Annotated in this window: 22 protein-coding genes and 1 tRNA gene; 18 read left to right on the top strand and 5 right to left on the bottom strand. The window is 46.2% G+C overall.

Annotated features, from left to right (window positions below):
- Positions 1 to 14 precede the first annotated feature (14 nt).
- The 7 genes from C2759_RS03870 (at position 15) to C2759_RS03900 (ending at position 6,994) form a co-directional block, all read left to right on the top strand.
- A tRNA-Arg gene (locus C2759_RS03870) sits at positions 15 to 91 on the top strand.
- A gap of 89 nt (positions 92 to 180) precedes the next feature.
- Positions 181 to 1,353, top strand: coding sequence for an ABC transporter permease (locus C2759_RS03875; RefSeq protein WP_215356359.1), 1,173 nt, complete (start codon positions 181 to 183; stop codon positions 1,351 to 1,353).
- A complete protein-coding gene (locus C2759_RS03880; RefSeq protein ID WP_215356360.1) occupies positions 1,353 to 2,120 on the top strand; it encodes an ABC transporter ATP-binding protein in 768 nt (255 codons plus the stop codon). Before C2759_RS03875 ends, C2759_RS03880 begins: the two co-directional genes overlap by 1 nt.
- Positions 2,117 to 3,031, top strand: a complete 915-nt coding sequence (locus C2759_RS03885) for an MlaD family protein (protein WP_215356361.1) — start codon at positions 2,117 to 2,119, stop codon at positions 3,029 to 3,031. The genes C2759_RS03880 and C2759_RS03885 overlap by 4 nt, the downstream gene beginning before the upstream one ends.
- Entirely contained in the window at positions 3,028 to 3,684 is a 657-nt protein-coding gene (locus tag C2759_RS03890) for a membrane integrity-associated transporter subunit PqiC (protein WP_251367020.1), read from the top strand. Before C2759_RS03885 ends, C2759_RS03890 begins: the two co-directional genes overlap by 4 nt.
- 42 nt (positions 3,685 to 3,726) lie before the next feature.
- On the top strand, positions 3,727 to 4,512 hold the full coding sequence (locus tag C2759_RS03895; RefSeq protein ID WP_215356362.1) for an SDR family oxidoreductase: 786 nt from the start codon (positions 3,727 to 3,729) through the stop codon (positions 4,510 to 4,512).
- Between the two features lie 4 nt (positions 4,513 to 4,516).
- A complete protein-coding gene (locus C2759_RS03900) occupies positions 4,517 to 6,994 on the top strand; it encodes an ABC transporter permease (protein WP_251367021.1) in 2,478 nt (825 codons plus the stop codon).
- 23 nt (positions 6,995 to 7,017) lie between these two features.
- Here C2759_RS03900 and C2759_RS03905 read toward each other — a convergent pair whose 3' ends face one another.
- The 4 genes from C2759_RS03905 to C2759_RS03920 are packed head-to-tail and all read right to left on the bottom strand — an operon-like array spanning position 7,018 to position 9,249.
- Positions 7,018 to 7,557 carry an RDD family protein gene (locus tag C2759_RS03905; protein WP_251367022.1) on the bottom strand — a complete coding sequence of 180 codons (540 nt, stop codon included), beginning with the start codon at positions 7,555 to 7,557 and terminating at the stop codon, positions 7,018 to 7,020.
- 3 nt (positions 7,558 to 7,560) lie between these two features.
- The gene (locus C2759_RS03910) at positions 7,561 to 8,172 is read right to left on the bottom strand and encodes a DUF3106 domain-containing protein (protein ID WP_251367023.1); all 612 of its coding nucleotides are present in this window, start codon (positions 8,170 to 8,172) and stop codon (positions 7,561 to 7,563) included.
- Between the two features lie 46 nt (positions 8,173 to 8,218).
- A complete protein-coding gene (locus tag C2759_RS03915; RefSeq protein WP_215356365.1) occupies positions 8,219 to 8,683 on the bottom strand; it encodes a DUF3619 family protein in 465 nt (154 codons plus the stop codon).
- Positions 8,680 to 9,249 (bottom strand): RNA polymerase sigma factor, encoded by a 570-nt coding sequence (locus tag C2759_RS03920; protein WP_215356366.1) that lies wholly within the window; start codon positions 9,247 to 9,249, stop codon positions 8,680 to 8,682. Before C2759_RS03920 ends, C2759_RS03915 begins: the two co-directional genes overlap by 4 nt.
- Positions 9,250 to 9,442: 193 nt before the next feature.
- Between C2759_RS03920 and C2759_RS03925 the strand changes: the two genes are divergently transcribed.
- The 6 genes from C2759_RS03925 (at position 9,443) to C2759_RS03950 (ending at position 16,195) form a co-directional block, all read left to right on the top strand.
- Positions 9,443 to 11,230 carry an acetolactate synthase 3 catalytic subunit gene (locus C2759_RS03925; protein ID WP_215356367.1) on the top strand — a complete coding sequence of 596 codons (1,788 nt, stop codon included), beginning with the start codon at positions 9,443 to 9,445 and terminating at the stop codon, positions 11,228 to 11,230.
- On the top strand, positions 11,230 to 11,721 hold the full coding sequence (gene ilvN, locus C2759_RS03930) for an acetolactate synthase small subunit (RefSeq protein WP_215356368.1): 492 nt from the start codon (positions 11,230 to 11,232) through the stop codon (positions 11,719 to 11,721). The genes C2759_RS03925 and ilvN overlap by 1 nt, the downstream gene beginning before the upstream one ends.
- A 48-nt stretch (positions 11,722 to 11,769) precedes the next feature.
- Complete coding sequence (gene ilvC / locus C2759_RS03935) at positions 11,770 to 12,786, top strand: ketol-acid reductoisomerase (protein ID WP_215356369.1); 1,017 nt, start codon at positions 11,770 to 11,772, stop codon at positions 12,784 to 12,786.
- A gap of 52 nt (positions 12,787 to 12,838) precedes the next feature.
- The gene (locus C2759_RS03940; RefSeq protein ID WP_215356370.1) at positions 12,839 to 13,486 is read left to right on the top strand and encodes a phosphatidylserine decarboxylase; all 648 of its coding nucleotides are present in this window, start codon (positions 12,839 to 12,841) and stop codon (positions 13,484 to 13,486) included.
- Between the two features lie 28 nt (positions 13,487 to 13,514).
- Entirely contained in the window at positions 13,515 to 14,378 is an 864-nt protein-coding gene (pssA, locus tag C2759_RS03945; RefSeq protein ID WP_046329935.1) for a CDP-diacylglycerol--serine O-phosphatidyltransferase, read from the top strand.
- Between the two features lie 269 nt (positions 14,379 to 14,647).
- Positions 14,648 to 16,195, top strand: a complete 1,548-nt coding sequence (locus C2759_RS03950; RefSeq protein ID WP_215356371.1) for a 2-isopropylmalate synthase — start codon at positions 14,648 to 14,650, stop codon at positions 16,193 to 16,195.
- A 39-nt stretch (positions 16,196 to 16,234) separates the two neighbouring features.
- On the opposite strand, the gene C2759_RS03955 is transcribed toward C2759_RS03950, so the two are convergent.
- Positions 16,235 to 16,828: a YSC84-related protein gene (locus C2759_RS03955; RefSeq protein ID WP_215356372.1), complete on the bottom strand. Its 594-nt coding sequence runs from the start codon at positions 16,826 to 16,828 to the stop codon at positions 16,235 to 16,237.
- Between the two features lie 85 nt (positions 16,829 to 16,913).
- On the opposite strand from C2759_RS03955, the gene C2759_RS03960 reads away from it, so the two are divergent.
- The 5 genes from C2759_RS03960 to tpiA all read left to right on the top strand — a co-directional run bounded on the left by C2759_RS03960 (position 16,914) and on the right by tpiA (position 22,854).
- The gene (locus C2759_RS03960; RefSeq protein ID WP_215356373.1) at positions 16,914 to 18,119 is read left to right on the top strand and encodes a patatin-like phospholipase family protein; all 1,206 of its coding nucleotides are present in this window, start codon (positions 16,914 to 16,916) and stop codon (positions 18,117 to 18,119) included.
- A 226-nt stretch (positions 18,120 to 18,345) separates the two neighbouring features.
- On the top strand, positions 18,346 to 18,615 hold the full coding sequence (gene rpsO / locus C2759_RS03965) for a 30S ribosomal protein S15 (RefSeq protein WP_112204355.1): 270 nt from the start codon (positions 18,346 to 18,348) through the stop codon (positions 18,613 to 18,615).
- Positions 18,616 to 18,886: 271 nt separating this feature from the next.
- A complete protein-coding gene (gene pnp, locus C2759_RS03970; RefSeq protein WP_215356374.1) occupies positions 18,887 to 21,052 on the top strand; it encodes a polyribonucleotide nucleotidyltransferase in 2,166 nt (721 codons plus the stop codon).
- Between the two features lie 27 nt (positions 21,053 to 21,079).
- Positions 21,080 to 22,078: an NAD(P)H-quinone oxidoreductase gene (locus tag C2759_RS03975; protein WP_215356375.1), complete on the top strand. Its 999-nt coding sequence runs from the start codon at positions 21,080 to 21,082 to the stop codon at positions 22,076 to 22,078.
- Positions 22,079 to 22,095: 17 nt separating this feature from the next.
- Positions 22,096 to 22,854, top strand: coding sequence for a triose-phosphate isomerase (tpiA, locus tag C2759_RS03980; RefSeq protein ID WP_215356376.1), 759 nt, complete (start codon positions 22,096 to 22,098; stop codon positions 22,852 to 22,854).
- Positions 22,855 to 22,867: the final 13 nt, after the last annotated feature.

Genomic DNA, 22,867 nt, shown 5'->3' on the forward strand with positions numbered 1-22,867 from the left:
TAATTATGGCTGTTGCGGCTGTAGCTCAGCTGGATAGAGTACTTGGCTACGAACCAAGGGGTCGTGGGTTCAATTCCTGCCAGCCGCACCAAGCCTTACAGGGCCTAGTTGAAAAACTGGGCCCTTTTTCTTTTTTAAGCATTTCAGAGTGGTTTCATATAGATCCCTTATAGTTTGCCTATGAGCATTTTGGACCCTAATTCTTTAAATTCACTCACTCCGGTGGCAGTTTGGTCGCAAGTGGATGTAGCTCATGCTGAGGTCAGATTGAGTGGTGCAGTCAATGTGTATTCCTTGGCTGGAGTGTGGAGTGATGTTCGGAAAAAACAAAATCAGTGGTTAGAGCAGGGTAGTACAAAGGTGCACTCACTGATTTTTGACGCATCGAAAGTCAGATCTCTGGATGGATCGGCGTTTGCATTTTTGATTGATGTGCAAGAGGCGCAGAACAAAGCGGGGGGACAGTTTGATATTCAAGGTTTAGATCCTAAATATCAGCCGCTTTTACGTGAATTCGATCCGATTAATAACTTATTCCCAGTACCTGCCGAAAAACAAAAAAGAAGTTTTGTCGTCAGTACTGGTATGGCTGCGCAGAATTTGATTGATGATGCGCGCAGCTTAATAACATTTACTGGCCATCTATCGGCAGATTTAGTATGGTCAATACGAAATATCAGGCAAGTTCGCTGGGGTGACTTTGTGAATGCTGCTGTAGAGGCGGGCATCTCTGCATTGCCTATCGTTGGTCTAGTTGCTTTTTTGATTGGTGTCATTCTGTCCTTTCAAGCTGCGATTGGTATGCAGCAATTTGGCGCTGTTTCATTCGTTGGACCACTCGCTGCGCTAGGTATTGTGAGAGAGATGGGCCCGCTGATTACTGCGATCCTACTCGCCGGCCGCTCATCAGCAGCATTTGCAGCTGAGATTGGTACGATGACCGTGAACAGTGAAGTTGATGCATTGGTTACTGGCGGCTTAAGCCCGATCCGCTTTCTAGTGGTACCAAGAGTGCTGGCAGGAATATTGGTAGCGCCAATATTGACCCTGTTTGCCGATATCGTCAGTATTTTTGCTTCCATGCTGACGATGCAAATTTATGGCATTCCCTTTATTAATTTCTACAACGGCATGTTAACTGCTGTCGGTGTTGAGGATGTTTTATCTGGTCTTGTAAAGGCTACTCTCTTCGGTGTGGTTGTCTCTTCAATGGGTTGTTTGCGGGGCATGCAAACTGGTACCGGTGCGGCGGCAGTAGGCATCTCTGCAACTCGAGCAGTGGTCAGCAGTATTGTCATGATTGTGTTGGTAGACGGCGTCTTTGCTTACATTTCTTACAGGACAGGTTTCTGATGGATGCACTAGGCAAAGCACTTGATGTGCAAAACCTCACTGTGGGATATGGCTCAAAAGTGCTGTTACAGAACCTGAATTTCTCCGTCGAGAGCGGCGAGATCTTTGTAATTTTGGGTGGATCAGGTTGTGGTAAATCGAGCCTCTTAAAGAATTTATTCGGCTTATATCAACCGCTTGCTGGGGATGTGTTGGTAGAGGGTCAAAATATCACTCGCGCTCAAGGTGCTGAGCGCCAAAAAATTATGACGAGCTTTGGGGTTATGTATCAACAAGGTGCTTTATTTGGCTCCATGAATTTGCTAGATAACGTGACACTCTTTATGGAAGAGTACACCGAGCTAACTAGAGATCAGATGAATTTATTGGCCAGATGTAAGCTTGATTTGGTAGGCTTACTTCCATATGAAGCGTATATGCCTAGCGAGATTAGCGGTGGAATGCAAAAGCGGGCTGCGATCGCACGTGCGATGGCTTTAGATCCTAAAATACTCTTCTTAGATGAGCCTTCAGCAGGCCTTGATCCGATTACGTCAGCTGATCTGGATAGCACGATATTAGACCTCTCAAAAAACTTAGGATTTACTTTTGTGATCGTCTCTCACGAGCTAGCAAGTATTTATTCTATTGCCGACAAAGTCATTATGTTGGATAAGGATGCCAAAGGCATTATTGCCGAGGGTGATCCAAAAGTATTAAGGGATAGCAGCAAAGACCCTCGAGTACATCAATTTTTTAATCGCATCATGAGCAAGGACGCAGCATGAGTAATAACTCCAATCCTAATTATTTCCGTTTAGGAATTTTTGTTCTCGCGGCAATCGGTGCATTGCTTACTATCATCTTGATCTTTGGCTCAGGTCAGTTTTTTAAAAAATCATTCATGGTTGAAACCTATGTCAAGCAATCGGTGACCGGTTTGGATGCTGGAGCTGCGGTACGCTTTCGGGGTGTCAAGATTGGACAGGTGACATTAATTGCTTTATCGGGTGACTTGTATGAGAAACAAGTTCCGATGATTCAGAAGCAAGAGTATGTTGTTGTGAGAATGCAGATTTATGGCGACTCTTTAGAGAAGAGCCACCTAGAATCATTCATTAAAGATAACTTGCGTGCGCGCATTCGGTCGATGGGTATCACTGGCGTCAATTATGTGGAGCTGGATTTTTATCCTAAGTCGGATCAGAATTTCACTCTGAAATACTCATGGCAGCCAGAATATCCAGTAGTGCCATCAATGCCCAATCAGGCAGATGAAATCATTTCAGGCATTCAAAAGATGATTAGCTCTCTTAACGGTCTGGATGTTGAGGGAACGCAGAAGAAGTTTGATGCTTTATTGGGTAATCTAAATCAATTGATGGCTGGCGACGGTAAAAATAACTCGGGCCTAATCAATTCGGTTCAAGATCTCAATGTCTTATTGGATCGAATTGCTAAAGTCACGGACAAAGATCAGCTCAATATTCTGATGCGTGAATTAGTTGCCACCATGGTTTCTTTACGTCAGACCATCACCAGTGTTCAGGGTGACACTACTGCGACCTTGGAGAACCTTCGTCAGGCCAGTGAGCAGTTAAATGAATTTACTCGGGTCGCAAGTCAATCGCCGTCTACTCTGATTTGGGGTGAGCCACCTGCACGTATTACGCCTCCAATGAATGGAGTTCAAAAATGAAAATTCAGATGACCAATAACTTAAGTTTCATTCAGTTTGCCTCCTTGGTATTCATAGCGGCTGCATTAAGTGCATGCTCATTACCCAAAAGACCAGCATTAGAGACTAGTACTTGGATGGTTGCACCGGAGCGTACTGGTACCCCTTATAAGCCCCGTAGTGATTTGTGGCTCAAGATGGGTTCAGTATCAACAACGCCACCTTTTGATGGCAGGTCTTTGGTTTATCGCTTAGGTGATCAGCGCTATGAAAAGGATTTTTATAATACGTACTCTGCGTTACCAAATGAGATGGTCGGTAATGCGACACGCCAATGGTTGAACAATGCTCAGATCTTCTCTATGACCGTAGGTCAGGGCAATAGCTTCTTTCCGTATTACAGCTTGCAGACATCTATAGAAGAGTTTTATGGTGATTACCGAGTTCGTCCAGAAGCTGTTGTAACGGTAGAATTTTTCCTTACCGCAACTGACCCTCAAAAGCGTAATCCAGTAATTGGTAAAAATCGCTATACCAAGAGAGTTGTACTTAAAGACAACACTCCTCAGGCATTGGTGAAAGGCCAGCAGGAAGCTTTGGCGCAAATTTTGAAAGAGTATGAGGTGGCGCTTTATAAGTACGCTGGCAATCTGCCTCCACCTTTAGGGCAGTAAGCATTCTAGAATGACAGTACAGATAACAATATTGGAGAAGACATGGATTTAGGGCTCAAAGGTAAAGTTGCTTTAGTGATGGCATCTAGCCGAGGTTTAGGGCAGGCGATGGCTGTTTCCTTGGCACGTGAGGGTGTCAAGGTAGCGGTGACTGGTCGCAGTCCCGAGGGATTAAAAAAGTCAGTTGAAATGATTGAAGCCGCCGGTGGAACAGCTTTAGCTCTGAGCTGGGATCTTTCTGATTCATCCTTGATTGATAGCTTGGTTAGTAAGGTAGAAAAAGAGCTAGGTCCGATTGATATCTTGATAAACAATACTGGCGGACCTCCTCCGACATTGGCGGTAGGGCAAGATCCTGCTTTGTGGCAAAAGAGTTTTAATGACATGGTTCTTTCACTCATCAGCATCACTGATCGAGTTCTACCAGGAATGCGTCAACGTCAATGGGGTCGTATTATTACGAGCACCACTTCAGGTGCCATTGCTCCCATTAAGAATCTTGCAATCTCCAACACCTTGCGTGCGGCATTACTGGCTTGGTCTAAAACCTTGGCAGCAGAAGTAGCGTCCGATGGAATTACCGTGAATGTGATCATGCCGGGTCGTGTGGCAACAGATCGTTTGCGTCAGCTTGATGAAGCACGTGCCCAACGTGAAAATGTGAGCTATGAATCCGTGGTTAAAGCTAGTCAAAACCAGATCCCGATGGGTCGTTATGGTGATCCGCAAGAGTATGGAGATACTGCGGCGTTTCTGGCCAGTCAAAATGCTTCCTACATTACCGGTTCAGTGATTCGTGTGGATGGCGGCCAGATTCAGGCAATCTAAATCAGTGCTAACAACTTTTTTACGGGCTATTCAGAGAGATCTTCGATCTAGCGAGTTGGTAGCTCTATTGGTCGCATTGACGCTCTCTGTAGCTGCTTTATCCAGCGTGAGTTTTTTAGCCGACCGCATGCAGCGCGCTTTTCAGTTCGATGCACGCCAGCTTCTTGCTGCCGATTTGCTGCTCGTTTCTGATCAGCCTCTGCCTGAGCGCTTTATTCAGGAAGCTCGGGGGCGACAGCTGAGTACAGCGCAAACGATTGTCTTTCCGAGTATGGTTACGGTAGGGGCGCAAAGTAAGCTAGCTTCCCTTAAGGCTGTGAGCTCTACCTATCCCTTGCGCGGCACCTTGCAAACATCACCTTCTTCGGCGAGTGCAACACCACCAGTGGGTTCAGTTTGGGTGGATCCCGCAATGCTCAGTACGCTAAAGGCAAAAGTTGGCGATCAGATGCTGTTGGGTGATAAGACCTTCCTCATTAGCGGTATTTTGGAGCGCGAGCTCGATCGAGGTGCCGGCTTTATGAACTTCGCACCACGCGTCATGATGTCACTGGACGATTTACCCGCCACCGGCCTCATTGGTCTGGGTAGTCGCGTGACTTATCGACTACTTCTATCCGGTAATGATTCAGCTATTACTGATTATGAGCAGTGGGCAACACGATCGATTGCATCCGAAAGTCTCAGGGGATTGCGTATTGAGACTTTGGAAAATGCCCAGCCTGTCATGCGCAAAACTCTCGAGCGGGCAGAGCGCTTTTTAGCCTTAGTTGCCTTGCTGACAGCAATGGTAGCTGCAGTAGCGATTGCTTTGTCGGCGCGTCGTTATGTCTTAAAGCAGGCCGATGTTTGTGCTGTCATGAAATGCCTTGGTGCAAGCCAAAAGACGATTCTATTAAACCAAATCAAGATACTGGGTGCTCTGTGTATATCGGCCGCTGTGATGGGTGCCGCGATTGCTTATGGCGTTCAAGAGCTGCTGATTGGAATCTTGGGTAATTTGATATTTGCTAATTTACCCGCGCTTTCACTTTGGCCCTTGGTCTGGAGTATTTTGTTTTCTTCCTGCCTACTCATCGGTTTTGCTGGGCCGCCCTTATTTAGTTTGGTCATGATTTCACCGGTGCGACTGATTCGCAAAGAGTTGGGTTCAGTGAACATCAAAGTGCTGTGGGTCGCACTCTTTGGTTTAAGCACTTGCCTAGTCTTGATTGCGCTGGCAGCTCAAGATTGGAAGCTGGCCTCTTGGGTTGCCGCAAGCTTTGGTTTGGCCGTTGTGCTTTTTGCTGTAATTTCTTGGTCGTGCCTAGGTTTACTGAAGCTCCTTTTTTCAAGGTTGAGCAATCATCACTTCGCACTTCGCTTTGCACTAACGGCACAAGCACGGCGCTCTGGTTTTGCAGTGATGCAAATCACGGCGCTAGGGATTGCTTTGATGGCTTTATTACTTATGCTGTTGCTCCGACAGGATTTATTGGCTACCTGGCAGGGCAATATTCCAGTCGATGCACCCAATCGCTTCATGATCAATGTTCAGGATGATCAAAAGTCTAGTATCACTCGATCACTACTAGATGCGAGTGTAGCAAAGCCGAGCTTTAGCCCTATGGTTCGTGCGCGCTTGGTCGAAGTCAATGGAAAAACTATTGGCCCCAATGACTACATTGATGAAAATGCACGTCGCTTAGTTGATCGAGAATTTAATCTCTCATATACCGAGCTGTTGCCTGAGGGCAATCGGATTACTTCTGGAAAGTGGCTTGAAGGGAGCGCCCCGCAAGTTTCTTTGGAAGCGGGAATAGCAAAGACTTTGAAGTTAAAGCTGGGCGATCAAATGACCTTTGAGATTGCCGGTGAAAAAGTCACTGCACCCATTACCTCGTTGCGTAAGTTGGATTGGAGTTCGATGAAAGTGAACTTCTTTGTCATCATGCCACCTGCAATGCTCGCAGAGATGCCCCAGTCCTGGATTACCTCGTATTACCAAAGCACTGCAATTGAAGGTCTGGATTTTCAGCTTGCACAGACCTATCCCAATCTCACCATCGTGGATGTGGGGACATCGCTAAAACAAATTCAGGATGTGCTGGATCGACTATCTTCTGTATTGGGCCTCTTGTTTGCCTTCACAATTGCGGCAGCGATTTTAGTCTTAGTGGCTGCGATAGCGGCAACACAAGATGAGCGCTTCAGAAGTGCAGCCTTATTAAAAGCGGTAGGTGCGTCGCGCTATCTTTTAGGGAAGATAGCATTAGCTGAACTTCTGATTATTGGAACACTCGCGGGAACTTTAGCTGGACTCGCTGCCGCAATTGCGGCATGGGCACTAGGTCGATTTGTATTGGAGATTGAGTTCAATGCATTTGCGCAGTCTATGGCGATGGGTATCAGCTTTGGGGTAACTGCTTGTCTACTTGCGGGATATCGCTTTCAGAGAAGAATTCAAACTGCTACTGCAATGGAATGTTTGCGTGAGGTCTGATTCGACTGAGAGTCTAGATGTACTTAATTTAGCTTAACTAAGTTCTTCGGTAATTCTACTAAGCGCGTTCTACTGAAACGGTCTGGCAGGCTTTGACGTAGCAAAGGATTAACGCGATCCAAGTAAATGCTCAGTGGCCACAGAAATAAAGCGACCGCAAATAGCATTTCAATAATTTGCCATCTCTGGAGTTCGAACAGCCACTGCAAAATCACGCAAGGTAGTAGCCATAGCGACCCAAAAAAATAACGCCAAATCGCTTGCTTGCCAGTCAGATTGTGTCCGCCTGGACCAATCATGCGTACTCGCCAGGTTTGCATCGCTAGCGTCTGTCCCGACTTAGTCCAATACCAAATAAAGTAAATGCCTAGGACAGCGTAGAGATACAGAAAAGTAAGCCAACTAGGTAGGGATACGCCAAACAGAATGCCTAATCCCAAATTGGGAAGTAGGAAGGTAAGAGCGATGACGCCTAATAAAACCAATTGCTCATACAGAATGCAAGAGACCCGTCGCCAAAACTGTGGGGCAGGGAGTAGGTCTAATTCAGCGGGACTGATCACGGCTTAGGGATTGCTTGAGCCACTATCGGGGCTGTTGTTCGTTGCAGGAGGCTCTGAGATAGGAGCGCTACTTGCTGCAGGAGGTGGTGCTAAGTTCGATTGTTGTTTAATCGGATGCTGTTGCAAGGTAGGCGCATTCATAGCCGTCGGTTTTTTCTTATTGATCTCTGCTTGGGCCAGCTTCTTCTTTTGCTCATCGCTCAGCTTTTGATAAGCACTCCAAGCTTCAGCTTTTTTCTCAGCGGGGAACTTAAGACTGCTTAAATAGTTTTCTCGAGCTAGGCGGCGGTCTTTTTGAGAAAGGTTAGACCAGCCCATCATGCGGGATTGGAGTCGCTGTTGGTCAGTCTCACTCATCTTAGGATACAGATTAGCAACTTGCATCCATTTCTTACGACTGTCTGGGAGCATGTAATCCCAATCATCTTCCAATGGAGCTAGGATTTTTTGTTGCCCAGGTTTAAGACTTTCCCAAGTGCCATCGGGTTTTTTCTCTGGGATGGCACTAGTTTTTCCAGGAGCGGTTACCGATGTTTGGGCAAATAGGTCGGAACTTGGCACCGATCCTAGGACGCCAATTACCAACATCATGCTGATGCTGAGTGAGGCGCTCAAAGACCGTCGATTCTTAAGCATGCGCTAACTGAGCTTCCTATGTCACTTAGGATGGAGATTTAGCTGAACTAAGACTATCTTGATCAGACTCTGATAGGGGGCCGTTTTTGAGGAAACCCAAAAAACCACTGTCAGCATAAGCATCAGGCGGGACATCATCAGTTAAGAGGGCAACATCAAGTTCAGCAATATCGTTGATACGGGAATCTTGCTGCCATTGGGCGATGCCAATAAGACCAAACACCAATACGACTAGTGGGGCAACCCAGCCGACGTTATCCCAGAATGAGCGTGAGCCAGAAGACCAGTTTCCGCTAGAAGTTGCCAAAATATGCTGCTCAATGCGCACTTTTTCTGGTTTTTTCACAGAAAGTGCCTTGAGGCGTGCCGCATACAGACGATCTTTGATTCCCGCTGGCAAGGATTGAGTTCCTTGGCGGAGCAGGGCGGCAGCGGTAAGACCAAATTGATCTGCTTCTGTTGTGCTGAGAGTGTCTTCGTTGCGGTTCACAGAGTAATTCCTTTTAATTTCAATGCTTTAGCTAGAGCCTGAGTGGCTCTTGAGCAGTGGGTTTTGACGCTTCCCTCGCTACAACTCATCGCAAGGGCAGTTTCAGTAATACTCAGCTCATCCCAATAACGCATCAGGAAGGCTTCTCGTTGACGGGCAGGCAATTTTGATATTTCTGACTCTAAAGCCTGTAATAGCTGACTACGTTCAAGCTTAAATGCACCATCTTGGTGAATTTCACTATTGTCTGGAGCTGAAAGAGACTCCAGGGGGTCAAAATCATCGCTTTCATCGGATTTCTTACCCATATTCGAGAACAGGGTGACCCAGGTATTACGAACCTTTTGTCGTCTGAACCAGTCATGAATGCGGTTTTGTAGAATTCTCGTGAAAACCAAGGGTAATTCTGCTGCAGGGCGGTCACCATATTTTTCGGCTAGCTTAATCATGGCGTCTTGAACAATGTCTAAGGCCGCATCGTCATCTCGCACAGCATAGACCGCTTGCTTGAAAGCGCGCTGCTCAACACTGCTCAGAAAGTCAGAAAGTTCTTGGGGTGAAGCCATTCAGTAGATTAGACCTGAATCAGAGAGAATTCGTCCATTTTAGGAGATTGCTATAGAATATAGGGCTTACTACCTAGAATCTCATTCAAGAAGTGGTTTTTTCCGGTAGCAGCGCCGTTCGAACTCGGGCCACAAGCAAGAGACAGAACAGACCAATCAATTTTTTGCCGAAAATTGCAAAGGACGAAAGATAATGAATACAAGCAGCGCCGAATTTTTAGCTTCTAAAGCTAATCAAGACACAACAAATACAAATCCCGCAGCAACTCCACCAGAAATGATTGGTGCCGAGATGTTGGTAAAGGCTTTGCACAAAGAGGGTGTTGAATACGTTTGGGGTTACCCAGGCGGTTCCGTTCTCTTTATCTACGATGAAATTTTCAAGCAGGACAAGTTTGAACATATTCTTGTTCGCCATGAGCAAGCAGCAGTTCATGCGGCCGATGGTTATGCACGTGCAACCGGTAAGGTTGGAGTTGCTCTAGTCACTTCAGGCCCTGGAGTAACCAATGCGGTTACCGGAATTGCCACTGCTTACACTGATTCGATTCCGATGGTGGTCATCAGCGGCAACGTACCAACTTATGCGATTGGTGAAGATGCTTTCCAAGAGGCTGATACCGTGGGCATTACTCGCCCAGTGGTGAAGCACAACTTCTTGGTAAAAGATGTGAAAGACCTCCCTCTAGTAATTAAGAAGGCTTTCCATATTGCGCAGACAGGTCGTCCAGGCCCAGTATTGATTGATATCCCCAAGGATGTATCTGCAGCTAAAGGACCATTCGTCTACCCAGAAACATTGGAGATGCGTTCATACAACCCAGTAGTTAAGGGCCATAGTGGACAAATTCGTAAGGCGGTTTCTTTACTCCAAGAAGCTGAGCGCCCATTCATCTACACCGGTGGTGGTGTGATCTTGGCTGATGCCGCTCCAGAATTAAAAGAGTTTGCTGACTTGTTGGGTTATCCCGTTACCAATACCTTAATGGGTCTTGGTGGTTTTCCAGGTACTAGCCCCCAGTTTGTGGGCATGCTTGGTATGCACGGTACGTATGAAGCCAATATGGCGATGCAACACAGCGATGTGTTGATTGCCGTTGGAGCGCGTTTTGACGATCGTGTGATTGGCAATACGGCTCACTTCGCAAGTCACCCACGCAAGATTATTCATATTGACATCGATCCATCCGTGATTTCGAAGCGGGTGAAAGTGGATGTACCTATTGTTGGTAATCTCAAGGAAGTATTGCAAGAGATGACCGCTCAGCTCAAAGCTGCCGGCCCTCGTAAGAACGACGCCAAATTAGCGGCATGGTGGGCGCAGATTAATGAGTGGCGTAAAAAAGATTGTTTGAAGTACGACGAGGCATCGCAAATCGTCAAACCGCAGTATGTAGTTCAGAAATTGTGGGAGCTTACTGGAGGCGATGCATTCATTACTTCTGACGTTGGCCAGCATCAAATGTGGGCTGCACAGTTCTACAAGTTTGATAAGCCGCGTCGTTGGATTAATTCCGGCGGTCTTGGCACTATGGGTGTTGGCTTGCCCTACGCCATGGGTATCAAGAAAGCATTCCCGGATACAGATGTATTTGCCATTACTGGTGAAGGCTCTATCCAGATGTGTATTCAAGAGTTATCCACTTGTAAGCAGTACAACACGCCAGTGAAGATTGTGTCATTGAACAACCGTTACCTCGGGATGGTCCGTCAATGGCAGGAGCTGACTTATAACAAGCGTTATTCCAGTTCATATATGGATTCATTGCCAGACTTCGTGAAGCTGGCAGAAGCTTTTGGGCATGTAGGAATGCGCATCGAGAAGAAGTCTGATGTTGAAGGCGCTCTCAAAGAAGCAATCCGTTTAAAAGATCGCACAGTATTTATGGATTTCCAGACAGATCCAGAGGAAAACGTTTGGCCGATGGTTCAGGCAGGCAAGGGTATTACTGAAATGCTTTTGGGTAGCGAGGATCTCTAATGCGACATATTATTTCTGTATTAATAGAGAACGAGCCAGGGGCACTATCTCGTGTGGTTGGTTTATTTTCTGCGCGTGGTTACAACATTGAGGCCTTGAGCGTTGCACCAACAGAAGATCCATCTTTGTCGCGCATGACTATTGTCACTCTTGGCTCTGAGGATGTCATTGAACAAATCACTAAACACTTAAATCGCTTAGTTGAAGTGGTTAAGGTTTTTGATTTGACTGAAGGTTCTCATATTGAGCGTGAGCTCATGATGATCAAAGTGCGCGCAGTGGGTAAAGAGCGTGAAGAGCTGAAACGTACAACGGATATTTTCCGTGGTCGCATCATCGATGTGACTGATAAGAGTTACACCATTGAATTAACTGGTGATGGCGCCAAATTGGATGCCTTCATTGATTCCATTGATCGTGCATCCATTCTGGAAACAGTCCGCTCGGGTGGTTCTGGTATTGGGCGCGGTGAACGCATTCTGAAGGTTTAATTTTTACTAATTACTGCATTAACTACATTTTCAAAACAAGGAAAGAGCATGAAAGTTTTTTACGATAAAGACGCCGATTTGTCCCTCATTAAAGGCAAAAAGGTAACCATCATTGGTTACGGTTCGCAGGGTCACGCACACGCATTAAACCTCAAAGATTCAGGTTGCAATGTGACTGTTGGTTTGCGTAAGAATGGCGCTTCTTGGAGCAAGGCTGCAAATGCTGGCTTGACCGTGAAAGAAGTTGGCGAAGCAGTTAAAGATGCTGACGTAGTAATGATGCTTTTACCTGATGAGCAAATTGCTGATGTGTACAGCAAAGAAGTCCATGGCAATATTAAGCAGGGCGCTGCACTGGCATTCGCTCACGGCTTTAACGTTCACTACGGTCAAGTTCAGCCACGTGCTGACTTAGACGTGATCATGATTGCTCCTAAAGCACCAGGCCACACTGTGCGTGGTACTTACGCTCAAGGCGGCGGTGTTCCTCATTTGATCGCTGTGTATCAAGATAAATCAGGTTCAGCTCGTGATGTTGCTTTGTCATATGCAACTGCTAACGGTGGCGGTCGTGCTGGCATTATCGAAACCAACTTCCGTGAAGAAACTGAAACTGACTTGTTCGGTGAGCAGGCTGTTCTATGCGGTGGCGCAGTAGAGTTGATTAAAGCTGGTTTCGAAACTTTGGTTGAAGCTGGTTACGCTCCTGAGATGGCTTACTTCGAGTGCTTGCATGAGCTTAAGTTGATTGTTGACTTGATTTACGAAGGTGGTATCGCCAACATGAACTATTCCATCTCTAACAATGCTGAGTATGGTGAGTACGTCACTGGCCCACGCGTTGTGACAGAAGATACTAAAAACGCAATGCGTCAGTGCTTGAAAGATATTCAGACTGGTGAGTACGCGAAGAGCTTCATCTTGGAAAACAAAGCAGGTGCACCTACTTTGATTTCACGTCGTCGCTTGAATGCTGAACATGACATCGAGGTGGTTGGTGCTAAGTTGCGCGCCATGATGCCTTGGATCGCCAAGAATAAGTTGGTTGATCAGACTAAGAACTAAGTAAACAGCAGCAAGAAACTAATAGTAGTAACTAAAAAGGCTCAGAACAAAGATGATGTATCCGCACCCCATTATTGCGAAAGAAGGTTGGCCGTATTTGGCATTAGTGGGGGCTGTTACTTTGCTAGTCCACTATCTTGGTGGCATTGCATGGTCATGGCCTTTGTGGATTATCTTTATCTTTGTTCTGCAGTTCTTCCGAGATCCGCAGCGTATTGCTGCCCTAGGTCGTGATCTCGTGTTGTCTCCCGCTGATGGTCGTATCGTCGTGGTAGAAAAGGCGAACGATCCTTATGCGGGCCGTCAAGCTTTAAAGATTAGTGTTTTTATGAACGTGTTTAATGTTCACTCCAATCGCAGTGCGGTGAATGGTTCTGTCAAAGAGATTCAGTATTTTCCTGGCAAGTTTGTTAATGCGGATTTGGATAAAGCATCCACTGAGAACGAGCGTAATGCCGTTGTGATTGACGCCAATGGTCAAATCGTGACTCTGGTTCAGGTTGCCGGCCTCATTGCCCGCCGTATTCTTTGCTATATCCATGTTGGCGACAGACTCAAAGCGGGAGAGCGTTATGGCTTTATCCGCTTTGGCTCACGTGTCGATGTATATTTGCCTTTAACAGCCGAACCTTTAGTTAGTGTTGGTGATAAAGTTTTTGCTACAAATACTGCATTAGCTCGCGTACCCGGCTTAGATTAATTAAGTCGTTTTTAACTGGGAATACTCTTTGCCTACATTTCGCCGTCGTGGCCGTATCGATCGCAGTCGCTTAGCAAACTCTCGTACTGATCGCACTCAAGATGAGTGGGCAGAAGACTTGGGTGATGGGATTGATTTTGAAGTCGAAGAATTACATGTAGATAAGCCACGCAAACGTAGCAAAGGCATTTACCTGCTTCCCAATGCATTTACTACCGCAGCCTTATTCTGCGGTTTCTTTGCCATCGTCAATGCGATGAACCACCAGTTTGAGATTGCTGCTATTGCCATCTTTGCATCTTTAGTTTTGGATGGCATGGATGGTCGCGTTGCTCGTATGACTAATACCCAAAGTGCTTTTGGTGAGCAATACGATTCTTTGGCTGACATGGTGTCGTTTGGTGTGGCGCCAGCATTGGTTGCTTACGAGTGGGCCTTAAAAGACCTGGGTAAGTGGGGTTGGTTAGCTGCCTTTACTTATTGTGCAGGGGCAGCCTTACGTTTAGCGCGCTTCAATGTGAATACTGGCGTAGTAGATAAGAAGTTTTTCCAGGGCTTGCCTAGTCCAGCTGCTGGCTCCTTAATTGCTGGCTTTATTTGGCTGGCTGACGACAACAAGATCCCTGTACGCGACAGCGCTATCCCATGGATCACTTTCTTCTTAGCGGTTTATGCTGGCTTGACCATGGTATCCAATGCCCGCTTTTATAGTGGCAAGGCCTTAGATGTGCGTTATCGCGTGCCTTTTGGCGTCATGGTTCTCATGATCCTGACCTTCGTTCTGATTTCTTCTAACCCACCTTTAACTCTGTTCGGCCTCTTTGTGGTGTATTCCATTTCCGGCTATGTGATTTGGGCTTGGGAGCATCTGAGTGGCCGTCGTTTTAGCTAATTTATAATATTTAGGTTATATTTAATCAATGTTGATGAATTTCTCACTCTCTAACTTGCCTAGCGGGAAACTGCTTCTAGCGCTAAGCCTTGAGCTTGGGGCAGGTAAGGCCTGAGTTAATGAGATTAAAGTAATTCATTAGCCGCCACATACCAGCCCCAGCAAATTGCTGGGGTTTTTGTTTTTAGGGGTAGTAACTAGTGTTTAGTAGTTAGTAAATATAAATTAGCAGTAAGCATAATGAAGCAATATTGAACCGGAGAGTAGTGATGAGCGACAAAGTAATCATTTTTGATACCACCTTACGTGATGGTGAACAATCACCTGGCGCTTCCATGACCAAGGATGAGAAGGTTCGCATTGCTCGCCAGTTAGAGCGCCTTAAGGTGGATGTGATCGAAGCTGGATTTGCTGCGAGCTCAGAAGGTGATTTTCAGGCAATCTCTGCAGTGGCGGCAGCCGTGAAGGATTCGATTGTCTGCTCACTCGCACGGGCTAATGACAAAGATATTACTCGGGCTGCTGATGCATTAAAGGCTGCAAACGCAAAACGGATCCATGCATTTTTGGCAACTAGCCCATTGCATATGGCAGTGAAATTACGCATGTCTCCAGAAGAGGTTTTGGAGCAGGCTAAACGGTCCATTCGTTTTGCTAGAAACCTGGCCGAGGATGTGGAGTTCTCAGCAGAAGACGGCTATCGCTCAGAAATGGATTTCTTGTGCAGAGTGGTGGAAGGAGTGATTAACGAGGGTGCTACTACTATCAATATTCCGGACACCGTAGGCTACGCTACTCCAGAGTTGTATGGTGAGTTCATCAAGACTTTACGTACTCGAGTCCCCAACTCTGATAAAGCAGTGTGGTCGGTGCACTGCCACAATGACTTGGGTATGGCCGTCGCTAATTCCTTGGCGGGCGTCAAAATTGGTGGTGCACGTCAAATTGAGTGCACCGTGAATGGTTTAGGTGAGCGTGCTGGTAATACAGCATTAGAAGAAATTGTGATGGCCTTGCGTACTCGCAAAGATTATTTCGATCTGGTTTGCGGTATCGATGCCACTCAAATTGTTCCTGCATCGAAGTTGGTTTCGCAAATTACCGGCTTTATTGTTCAACCGAACAAGGCAGTTGTGGGTGCCAATGCGTTTGCGCATACCTCGGGAATTCATCAAGATGGCATCTTAAAGAATCGCGATACCTACGAGATCATGCGTGCAGAAGATGTGGGTTGGGCTACTAATAAGATTGTCTTGGGTAAATTATCTGGCCGTAATGCTTTCAAGCAGCGCTTACAGGAATTAGGTATTGCGATTGAAGCTGAAGCGGATTTGAACGAAGCTTTTGTTCGCTTTAAGTCATTGGCCGATCAAAAATCAGAAATCTTTGATGAAGACATTATTGCCATCATGTCAGACTCTGCTGCAGCTGAAGAAGGTGAGTTTTATAAATTCATTTCTTTAAGTCAGCATTCTGAAACAGGTGAGCGACCACAGTCTAAAGTGACCTTCCGGGTTGGTGACAAAGAGGCTAGCTCCGAGGCTGAGGGTAATGGTCCAGTCGACGCGAGCTTGAATGCCATCGAGCAGATCGTGAAAAGCGGGGCAGAGCAATTGCTCTACTCCGTAAATGCAATTACCTCAGGCACTCAATCTCAGGGCGAGGTTACTGTCAGACTTGCAAAGGGCGGACGTATCGTGAATGGTGTTGGAACTGATCCGGACATCATTGCGGCTTCAGCGAAAGCCTATTTATCAGCGCTAAATAAATTGCACGATCCTAGCCAAGCAAAGCTCAATGCCCAGATGACACCTTAAGAAGTTTCCGGCGGCATCTGCAGGCCCTGTACTGATGTCTTATTTATTTAGATCTGTGTTTTTATAATACTTAGTGCCTTTGCCGGTGATTTCAGCGGCAAGGCCTGAGTCTGTCAATTGATACATTAATACGCCAGGTGCTACGTTAGCAGCATCTTGGTATGCACCACCATTAGCCTCATACTTAGCGGCAGCTGTAACTTGACCGCCAAATGTCCATCCAGAATTAACAAAGTCATTCAGTGCGCTTTGTGTTTGAAATACGAAAATATTTTGGAAGGATTTAATTCCAATGCCCAGTCCAGCTTGAACTTCAGCCATGTTCATGTAAATCGGTTTGGCGCCATCCTTTAAAATGACAACACCGCTACCAGTACCGCCGCCAGCAATCAGAATCTTCATTCCAAAGTTGCTAAAGGTCGCGTAACCGACAGATTTATCAATGACCTCTTTTGCTTTGGGTTGAGCTTGGTAAAGCGCCTTCAGAGTCTCGTCACTCTTTTTGAGGATGTCTTGGCGTTGCTGGGCAATGGTTTTTTCGGCGGCAAAAGGATTTGAAAATTGTGCAAAACTGAATGTAGAAAATAGAGTTAATAGACCAAAGGCTAATGCTTGAATGAATTTAGTTTGCACCGATTTTTTCCTTTGCTGTATTTTCGCAATGAGTGAATTCCATCTTTATACTCCAACAAGCCTTCTTATTAAATAACAAACCAATATGACTCTGTTAGCTCGCTGTATCTTTACTCTCTTCATACTTTCCTTGGTAGGTTGCGGCAGTTTGCAGCGCAAAGCGGTAGTGCCATCGCAGCAGATGGGTCAAGCGCAAATTGCCGGTCTTACTTGTGCGCGCTATATGGTGGCCAGTCAATCGAGCGTAGACCAGATGGCCATGGATATTCAGGCGGGATTTAAGGTGAGGGATGAAAAAACCTTAAATGCACCGGCAAATTATTTATCCCTCTCTGGTGGTGGCGATGATGGTGCCTATGGTGCTGGATTATTAATAGGGTGGGCGGACCGCGGCGATCGCCCGCAATTTAACTTGGTCACTGGTATCAGCACTGGCGCATTAATTGCCCCATTTGCTTTTATGGGCAAAGAATATGATCCGGTCTTACGCGATGTTTATACAAAATATGGCCCTCAAGATATCTTCACGGAACGTGGATTAATCTCAGGCATTTTGAGTGATGGCTTATCTGACACCACCCCCTTGTTTCAATTGATCTCAAAATATATTGATGAAGATTTTCTGAAGAAGGTGGCAAATGAGTACACCAACAAAAACCGCTGGCTTTTGATTGGGACAACTAATTTAGATGCAGGTGTGCCTGTAGTTTGGAACATGGGCAAGATTGCCAGTATCGGTACTCCAGAAGCCTTAGAGCTCTTTAGAAAAGTCATGCTGGCTTCTGCATCGATTCCTGGGGCCTTTTCTCCGGTGATGTTTGATTTTGAGGTTTCTGGCCAGAGTTTTCAGGAGATGCATGTCGATGGCGGTGCTATTACTCAGGTATTTCTCTATCCAAGCGCCTTATCCCAGCGAGCTCAAGATTTAAAACTCAAGCTACAAAAGCAGCGCAATGCCTACCTTATTCGCAATGCCCGCTTGGATCCTGAGTGGCGCGAGACAGAGCGGGGCACCTTAAGCATCATTCAGAGAGCGATTTCCAGCATGATTCAGACTCAAGGAATTGGCGATCTCTATCGCATTTATCACACTACCCAGCTTGATGGAGTCAGTTTCAATTTGGCTTTTATCGGGTCAGACTTTAAGTTCCCCCACAAGACTGAGTTTGACACCGCCTATATGCAAGCCCTTTTTGATTATGGTTACAAGCAGGGGCTGGGCGGTAAGGAGTGGCAAAAGTACCCGCCAGGCTACAAAAAGGGATTTGATGGAGAAATGCCTAAAAAATAGGCATTTTTAGTCAGTTTCTTCATTATTCTCATATAAATCAATGGCTTAAAAAGGTATCCACTGCTCAAGCCTTATTTGAGTGCCTAGCCCTAGGGTCAGGAATTTAAGGTGAATCTGCTACAATTCGAGGGCTTTGATTCTTAAAGCTTTTTTGTTTTATTTGATTAATAAATGCACGACACAAATTGGGTGAAAGCTCAGGTGTTCGCAAGTAAGGAGTATGAAAATGGCAGTTGCTGATATTAAGACGGCGGAAATCGTCAAAGATAACGCGCGCAGCGCAAACGATACGGGTAGCCCTGAAGTTCAAGTTTCATTACTAACAGCCCGCATCAATGAATTAACTCCCCATTTCAAAGCTAACGCTAAAGATCATCACAGCCGTCGTGGTTTGTTGAAGATGGTTTCACGCCGTCGCCGCCTTTTGGATTACCTTAAGGGCAAGGATTTGGGTCGCTATCGCGCATTGATCGAGAAATTAGGTCTCCGTAAGTAATTCTTATCGGTATTGCAATGCCATCTATCTTAGGGTTGTTTCGTCACCGAATCAGTCTTAAGCAGATGGCATGTTTTTTGGGCGCTTCAAGATTATTTGTGTAGGGGATCGTGTCATTCCAATGAGTTTCTGGGTTCAAAACCCCAGTGTCTCCCTGGAATGGCATCCCTTGTAATCTGCAAACGCTCCAGTGTTGTCGTGACACTGCTTTATCCCACGACAAGCGTGAAATCCATGTGGCTTTTGCGTGAACAATTTGGAGAAGATCAGAATGACTATGTTTAAAAAAGCAGTAAAGACGTTTCAATGGTGTAACCATCAAGTAACAATGGAAACAGGCGAGATTGCTCGTCAAGCTGGTGGTGCTGTGATTGTTAATGTGGATGACACAGTAGTAATGGGTACAGTAGTTGCCTCTAAATCTGCTAAGCCAGGCCAGTCATTTTTCCCATTGACTGTTGATTACCTAGAGAAAACTTACGCAGCAGGAAAAATTCCTGGTGGTTTCTTCCGTCGTGAAGGTCGTCCATCAGAAGGCGAGACATTGATCTCCCGCTTGATCGATCGTCCATTGCGTCCGCTGTTCCCAGAAGGCTTCTTGAACGAAGTCCAAGTAGTGGTTCATGTGTTGTCTATCAACCCAGACGTTCCTGCTGATATCCCTGCATTGATCGCTGCTTCTGCAGCTTTAGCTGTTTCAGGTATCCCATTTGCTGGCCCAGTTGGCGCAGCACGTGTTGGTTACGCTAACGGTCAATATTTGTTAAACCCAACTCGTACAGAGCAAGCTACTAGCGAAATGGATTTGATTGTTGCTGGTACACAAGCGGCTGTATTGATGGTGGAGTCAGAAGCCAATCAGTTGTCAGAAGAAGTGATGTTGGGTGCAGTTGTATACGGTCATGACCAAATGCAAACTGCAATTAACGCTATCAATGATTTAGTGCGCGAAGCTGGCAAGCCAGAGTGGGATTGGACTGCTGCTCCTAAAGATGAGCCATTTATCGCTAAGGTCACTGCATTGGCTGAATCGCCATTGCGTGAGGCTTATCAGATTCGTCAAAAGGGCGCTCGTTCAGACAAGCTCAAAGAAATTACTAAAACAGTTGTAGCTAAGTTACAAGAAGAAGGTGATGTTGATGCTGTTGCCGTGAACGACATCTTGTTTGAAATTGAAGCCAAGATTGTGCGTAGCCAAATCTTGAATGGCGAGCCACGTATTGATGGTCGTGATACACGTACCGTTCGTCCGATCGAAATTCGTAATGGCGTATTGCCACGTACACACGGTTCTGCATTGTTTACTCGTGGTGAAACACAGGCTCTCGTAGTAGCTACTTTAGGCACTGCACGCGATGAGCAGATCATCGATGCGCTCGAAGGTGAGTACCGTGATCGCTTCATGTTCCACTACAACATGCCTCCGTTCGCTACTGGCGAAACAGGTCGTGTAGGTAGCCCTAAGCGTCGTGAAATTGGTCACGGTCGTTTAGCTAAACGTGCATTGATTCCAGTATTGCCAAGCGCAGAAGATTTTGCTTATAGTATTCGTGTAGTTTCAGAAATCACTGAGTCCAATGGCTCTTCATCCATGGCTTCCGTTTGCGGCGGCTGTTTGGCAATGATGGACGCTGGTGTTCCAGTAAAAGCTCACGTAGCTGGTGTTGCAATGGGCTTGATTTTGGATGGTAACCGTTTTGCTGTGTTGACCGATATCTTGGGTGATGAAGATCACCTGGGCGATATGGACTTCAAAGTAGCAGGTACTGCTAACGGTATTACTGCTTTGCAAATGGACATTAAAGTTCAAGGTATTACTAAAGAAATTATGCAAGTTGCATTGGCTCAAGCTAAAGAAGGTCGCTTGCACATTTTGAGCAAGATGCAAGAAGCAATGGGTTCAGTTCGCACTGAATTGTCTGCACATGCTCCACGTATGGTTTCTTTTAAGATTCATCCAGACAAGATTCGTGAAGTGATCGGTAAGGGCGGCGCAACAATTCAAGCCTTGACTAAAGAAACAGGTTGTAGCATCGACATTAAAGATGACGGCACGGTAACAATCGCCTCTACTTCTGCTGAAGGCATGGCTGAAGCAAAAGCACGTATCGAAGGCATCACTGCTGAAGCTGAAGTAGGTAAGATCTACGAAGGCCCAGTTGTGAAGTTGCTCGAGTTCGGTGCTTTAGTAAATATTCTTCCAGGTAAAGACGGTCTCTTACATATCTCAGAAATTTCTAATGAGCGCGTAAAAGAAGTTAAGGACTATTTAGCAGAAGGCCAAGTAGTGCGCGTGAAGTTGTTGGCTGCGGATGAGCGCGGTCGTTTGCGTTTATCTCTTAAGGCTGCGATGGCTGATGAGGGCGGCACGATTGCTCCTTTAGCTGGCGCTACTGAAGCCTCTGATGCAGCCCCTGCATCTGGCGAAAACGCTTAAGTAATTTAGTTAGCAAGCGGAATTCATATGCGCGTAATGGAGATCAAAGAATTTGGCGCACCAGAAATGCTGGTGGCGGCCACTCGTCCTGACCCAGTGGCTCCGGCCGCTGGAACGGGTGAGATCTTGATTAAGGTAATCGCTGCTGGAATTAATCGTCCAGACGTTTTACAACGTAAAGGCCATTACCCAGTCCCAGCAGGCGCATCTGATATTCCGGGTCTTGAGGTAGCAGGTGAGATTGTTGGAGGTGACTTAGCTCACGCTGACAATCTGTTTGGCCTCAAAGTTGGTGATAAGGTTTGTGCGCTGGTACAGGGTGGCGGTTACGCAGAATTGTGTACGGCTCCTATTGCGCAATGCTTGCCTTACCCCAAAGGATTTACTGATCAAGAAGCGGCATCTTTACCTGAAACTTTTTACACTGTATGGAGCAATGTCTTCATGCGTGGTGAGTTATCTGAAGGTGAAACTTTGCTAGTGCAAGGCGGCTCTAGTGGTATTGGTGTCACAGCCATTTTGATTGCAAAAGCTTTAGGTCATAAAGTATTTGTTACTGCTGGTACAGATGAGAAGTGTGCTGCTTGCGTGGCTTTGGGTGCTGACTTAGCAATCAACTATAAGACGCAAGACTTTGCAGAAGAAGTAAAAAAAGCAACTGACGGCAAAGGTGTCAATGTGATACTCGACATGGTTACGGGCGCTTACGTACAAAAAGAAATTGATTGCCTAGCTGACGATGGTCGTATTGTGATTATTGCAATCATGGGTGGCTCAAAAGCAGAGGTGAATACGGGGCAAATTTTGCGTCGCCGTTTAACTATTACTGGTTCTACTTTGCGCCCACGTCCAGTGTCATTCAAGAAGCAGATTACCCAGCAGTTGCATGCGCGCATCTGGCCTTTACTAGATGCAGGCAAGTTAAAGCCAGTGATTTATAAAACATTCGCCTTAGACCAAGCGGCTGATGCCCATCGTTTGATGGAGTCTTCTGAGCACGTTGGCAAAATTGTTTTGACCGTTTAAGTATTGAGCTAGATTTAATGCGCCCACTCACTGTTATCGGTAATTGGAAAATGAACGGCAGTTTTGCTAGTAACGCAGACTGGGTTAAGACTGTTTGTCGTGGCATGGAGCAGGGAATGCCTGCAGGTCGTAAGTATGTAGTGTGTGCTCCAGCACCTTATTTGTCACAGTGCGGTGATTTAATTCGTGACTGTTCTTTAGCTTTTTTAAGTTTAGGTGCTCAAGATGCATCAGCTTATTCAGCGGGGGCTTATACCGGTGATATTGCAGCCTCTATGCTGAAAGAATTAGATTGTGCCTATGTCATAGTGGGGCATTCGGAGCGCCGCCAGCACCATCAGGAGGCTGATGAGCAGGTGGCAGAGAAAGCACTTCAGGTATTGGACAATGGCATGATTCCTGTGATCTGTGTCGGTGAGTCTGCGGATGATCGCAATTCTGGTCGCGAAGTTGAGGTTGTAAGGGGGCAGATTTCAAAGCAAGTTGCCATCTTGCAAGACCGTTTGGCGGATTGTCTCATTGCCTATGAGCCTGTTTGGGCTATTGGCACAGGTAAGGTGGCCAGCGCTGAAATAGCTCAGGATATGCACAGAGCGATTCGATTACAGTTGGCGGAGTTTAATGAGGATGTAGCTTCCCATGTGGGAATTTTGTATGGCGGCAGCGTCAAGCCTGATAATGCCGTTGAACTATTTGCAATGCCGGATATTGATGGTGGATTGATTGGGGGTGCTTCATTGAACCCTCAAGATTTTTTAGCTATTTGTCAGGCCTAGATTTTTTATTTGG

The organism is Polynucleobacter sp. MG-Unter2-18, from assembly GCF_018687675.1.
Classification (GTDB): domain Bacteria; phylum Pseudomonadota; class Gammaproteobacteria; order Burkholderiales; family Burkholderiaceae; genus Polynucleobacter.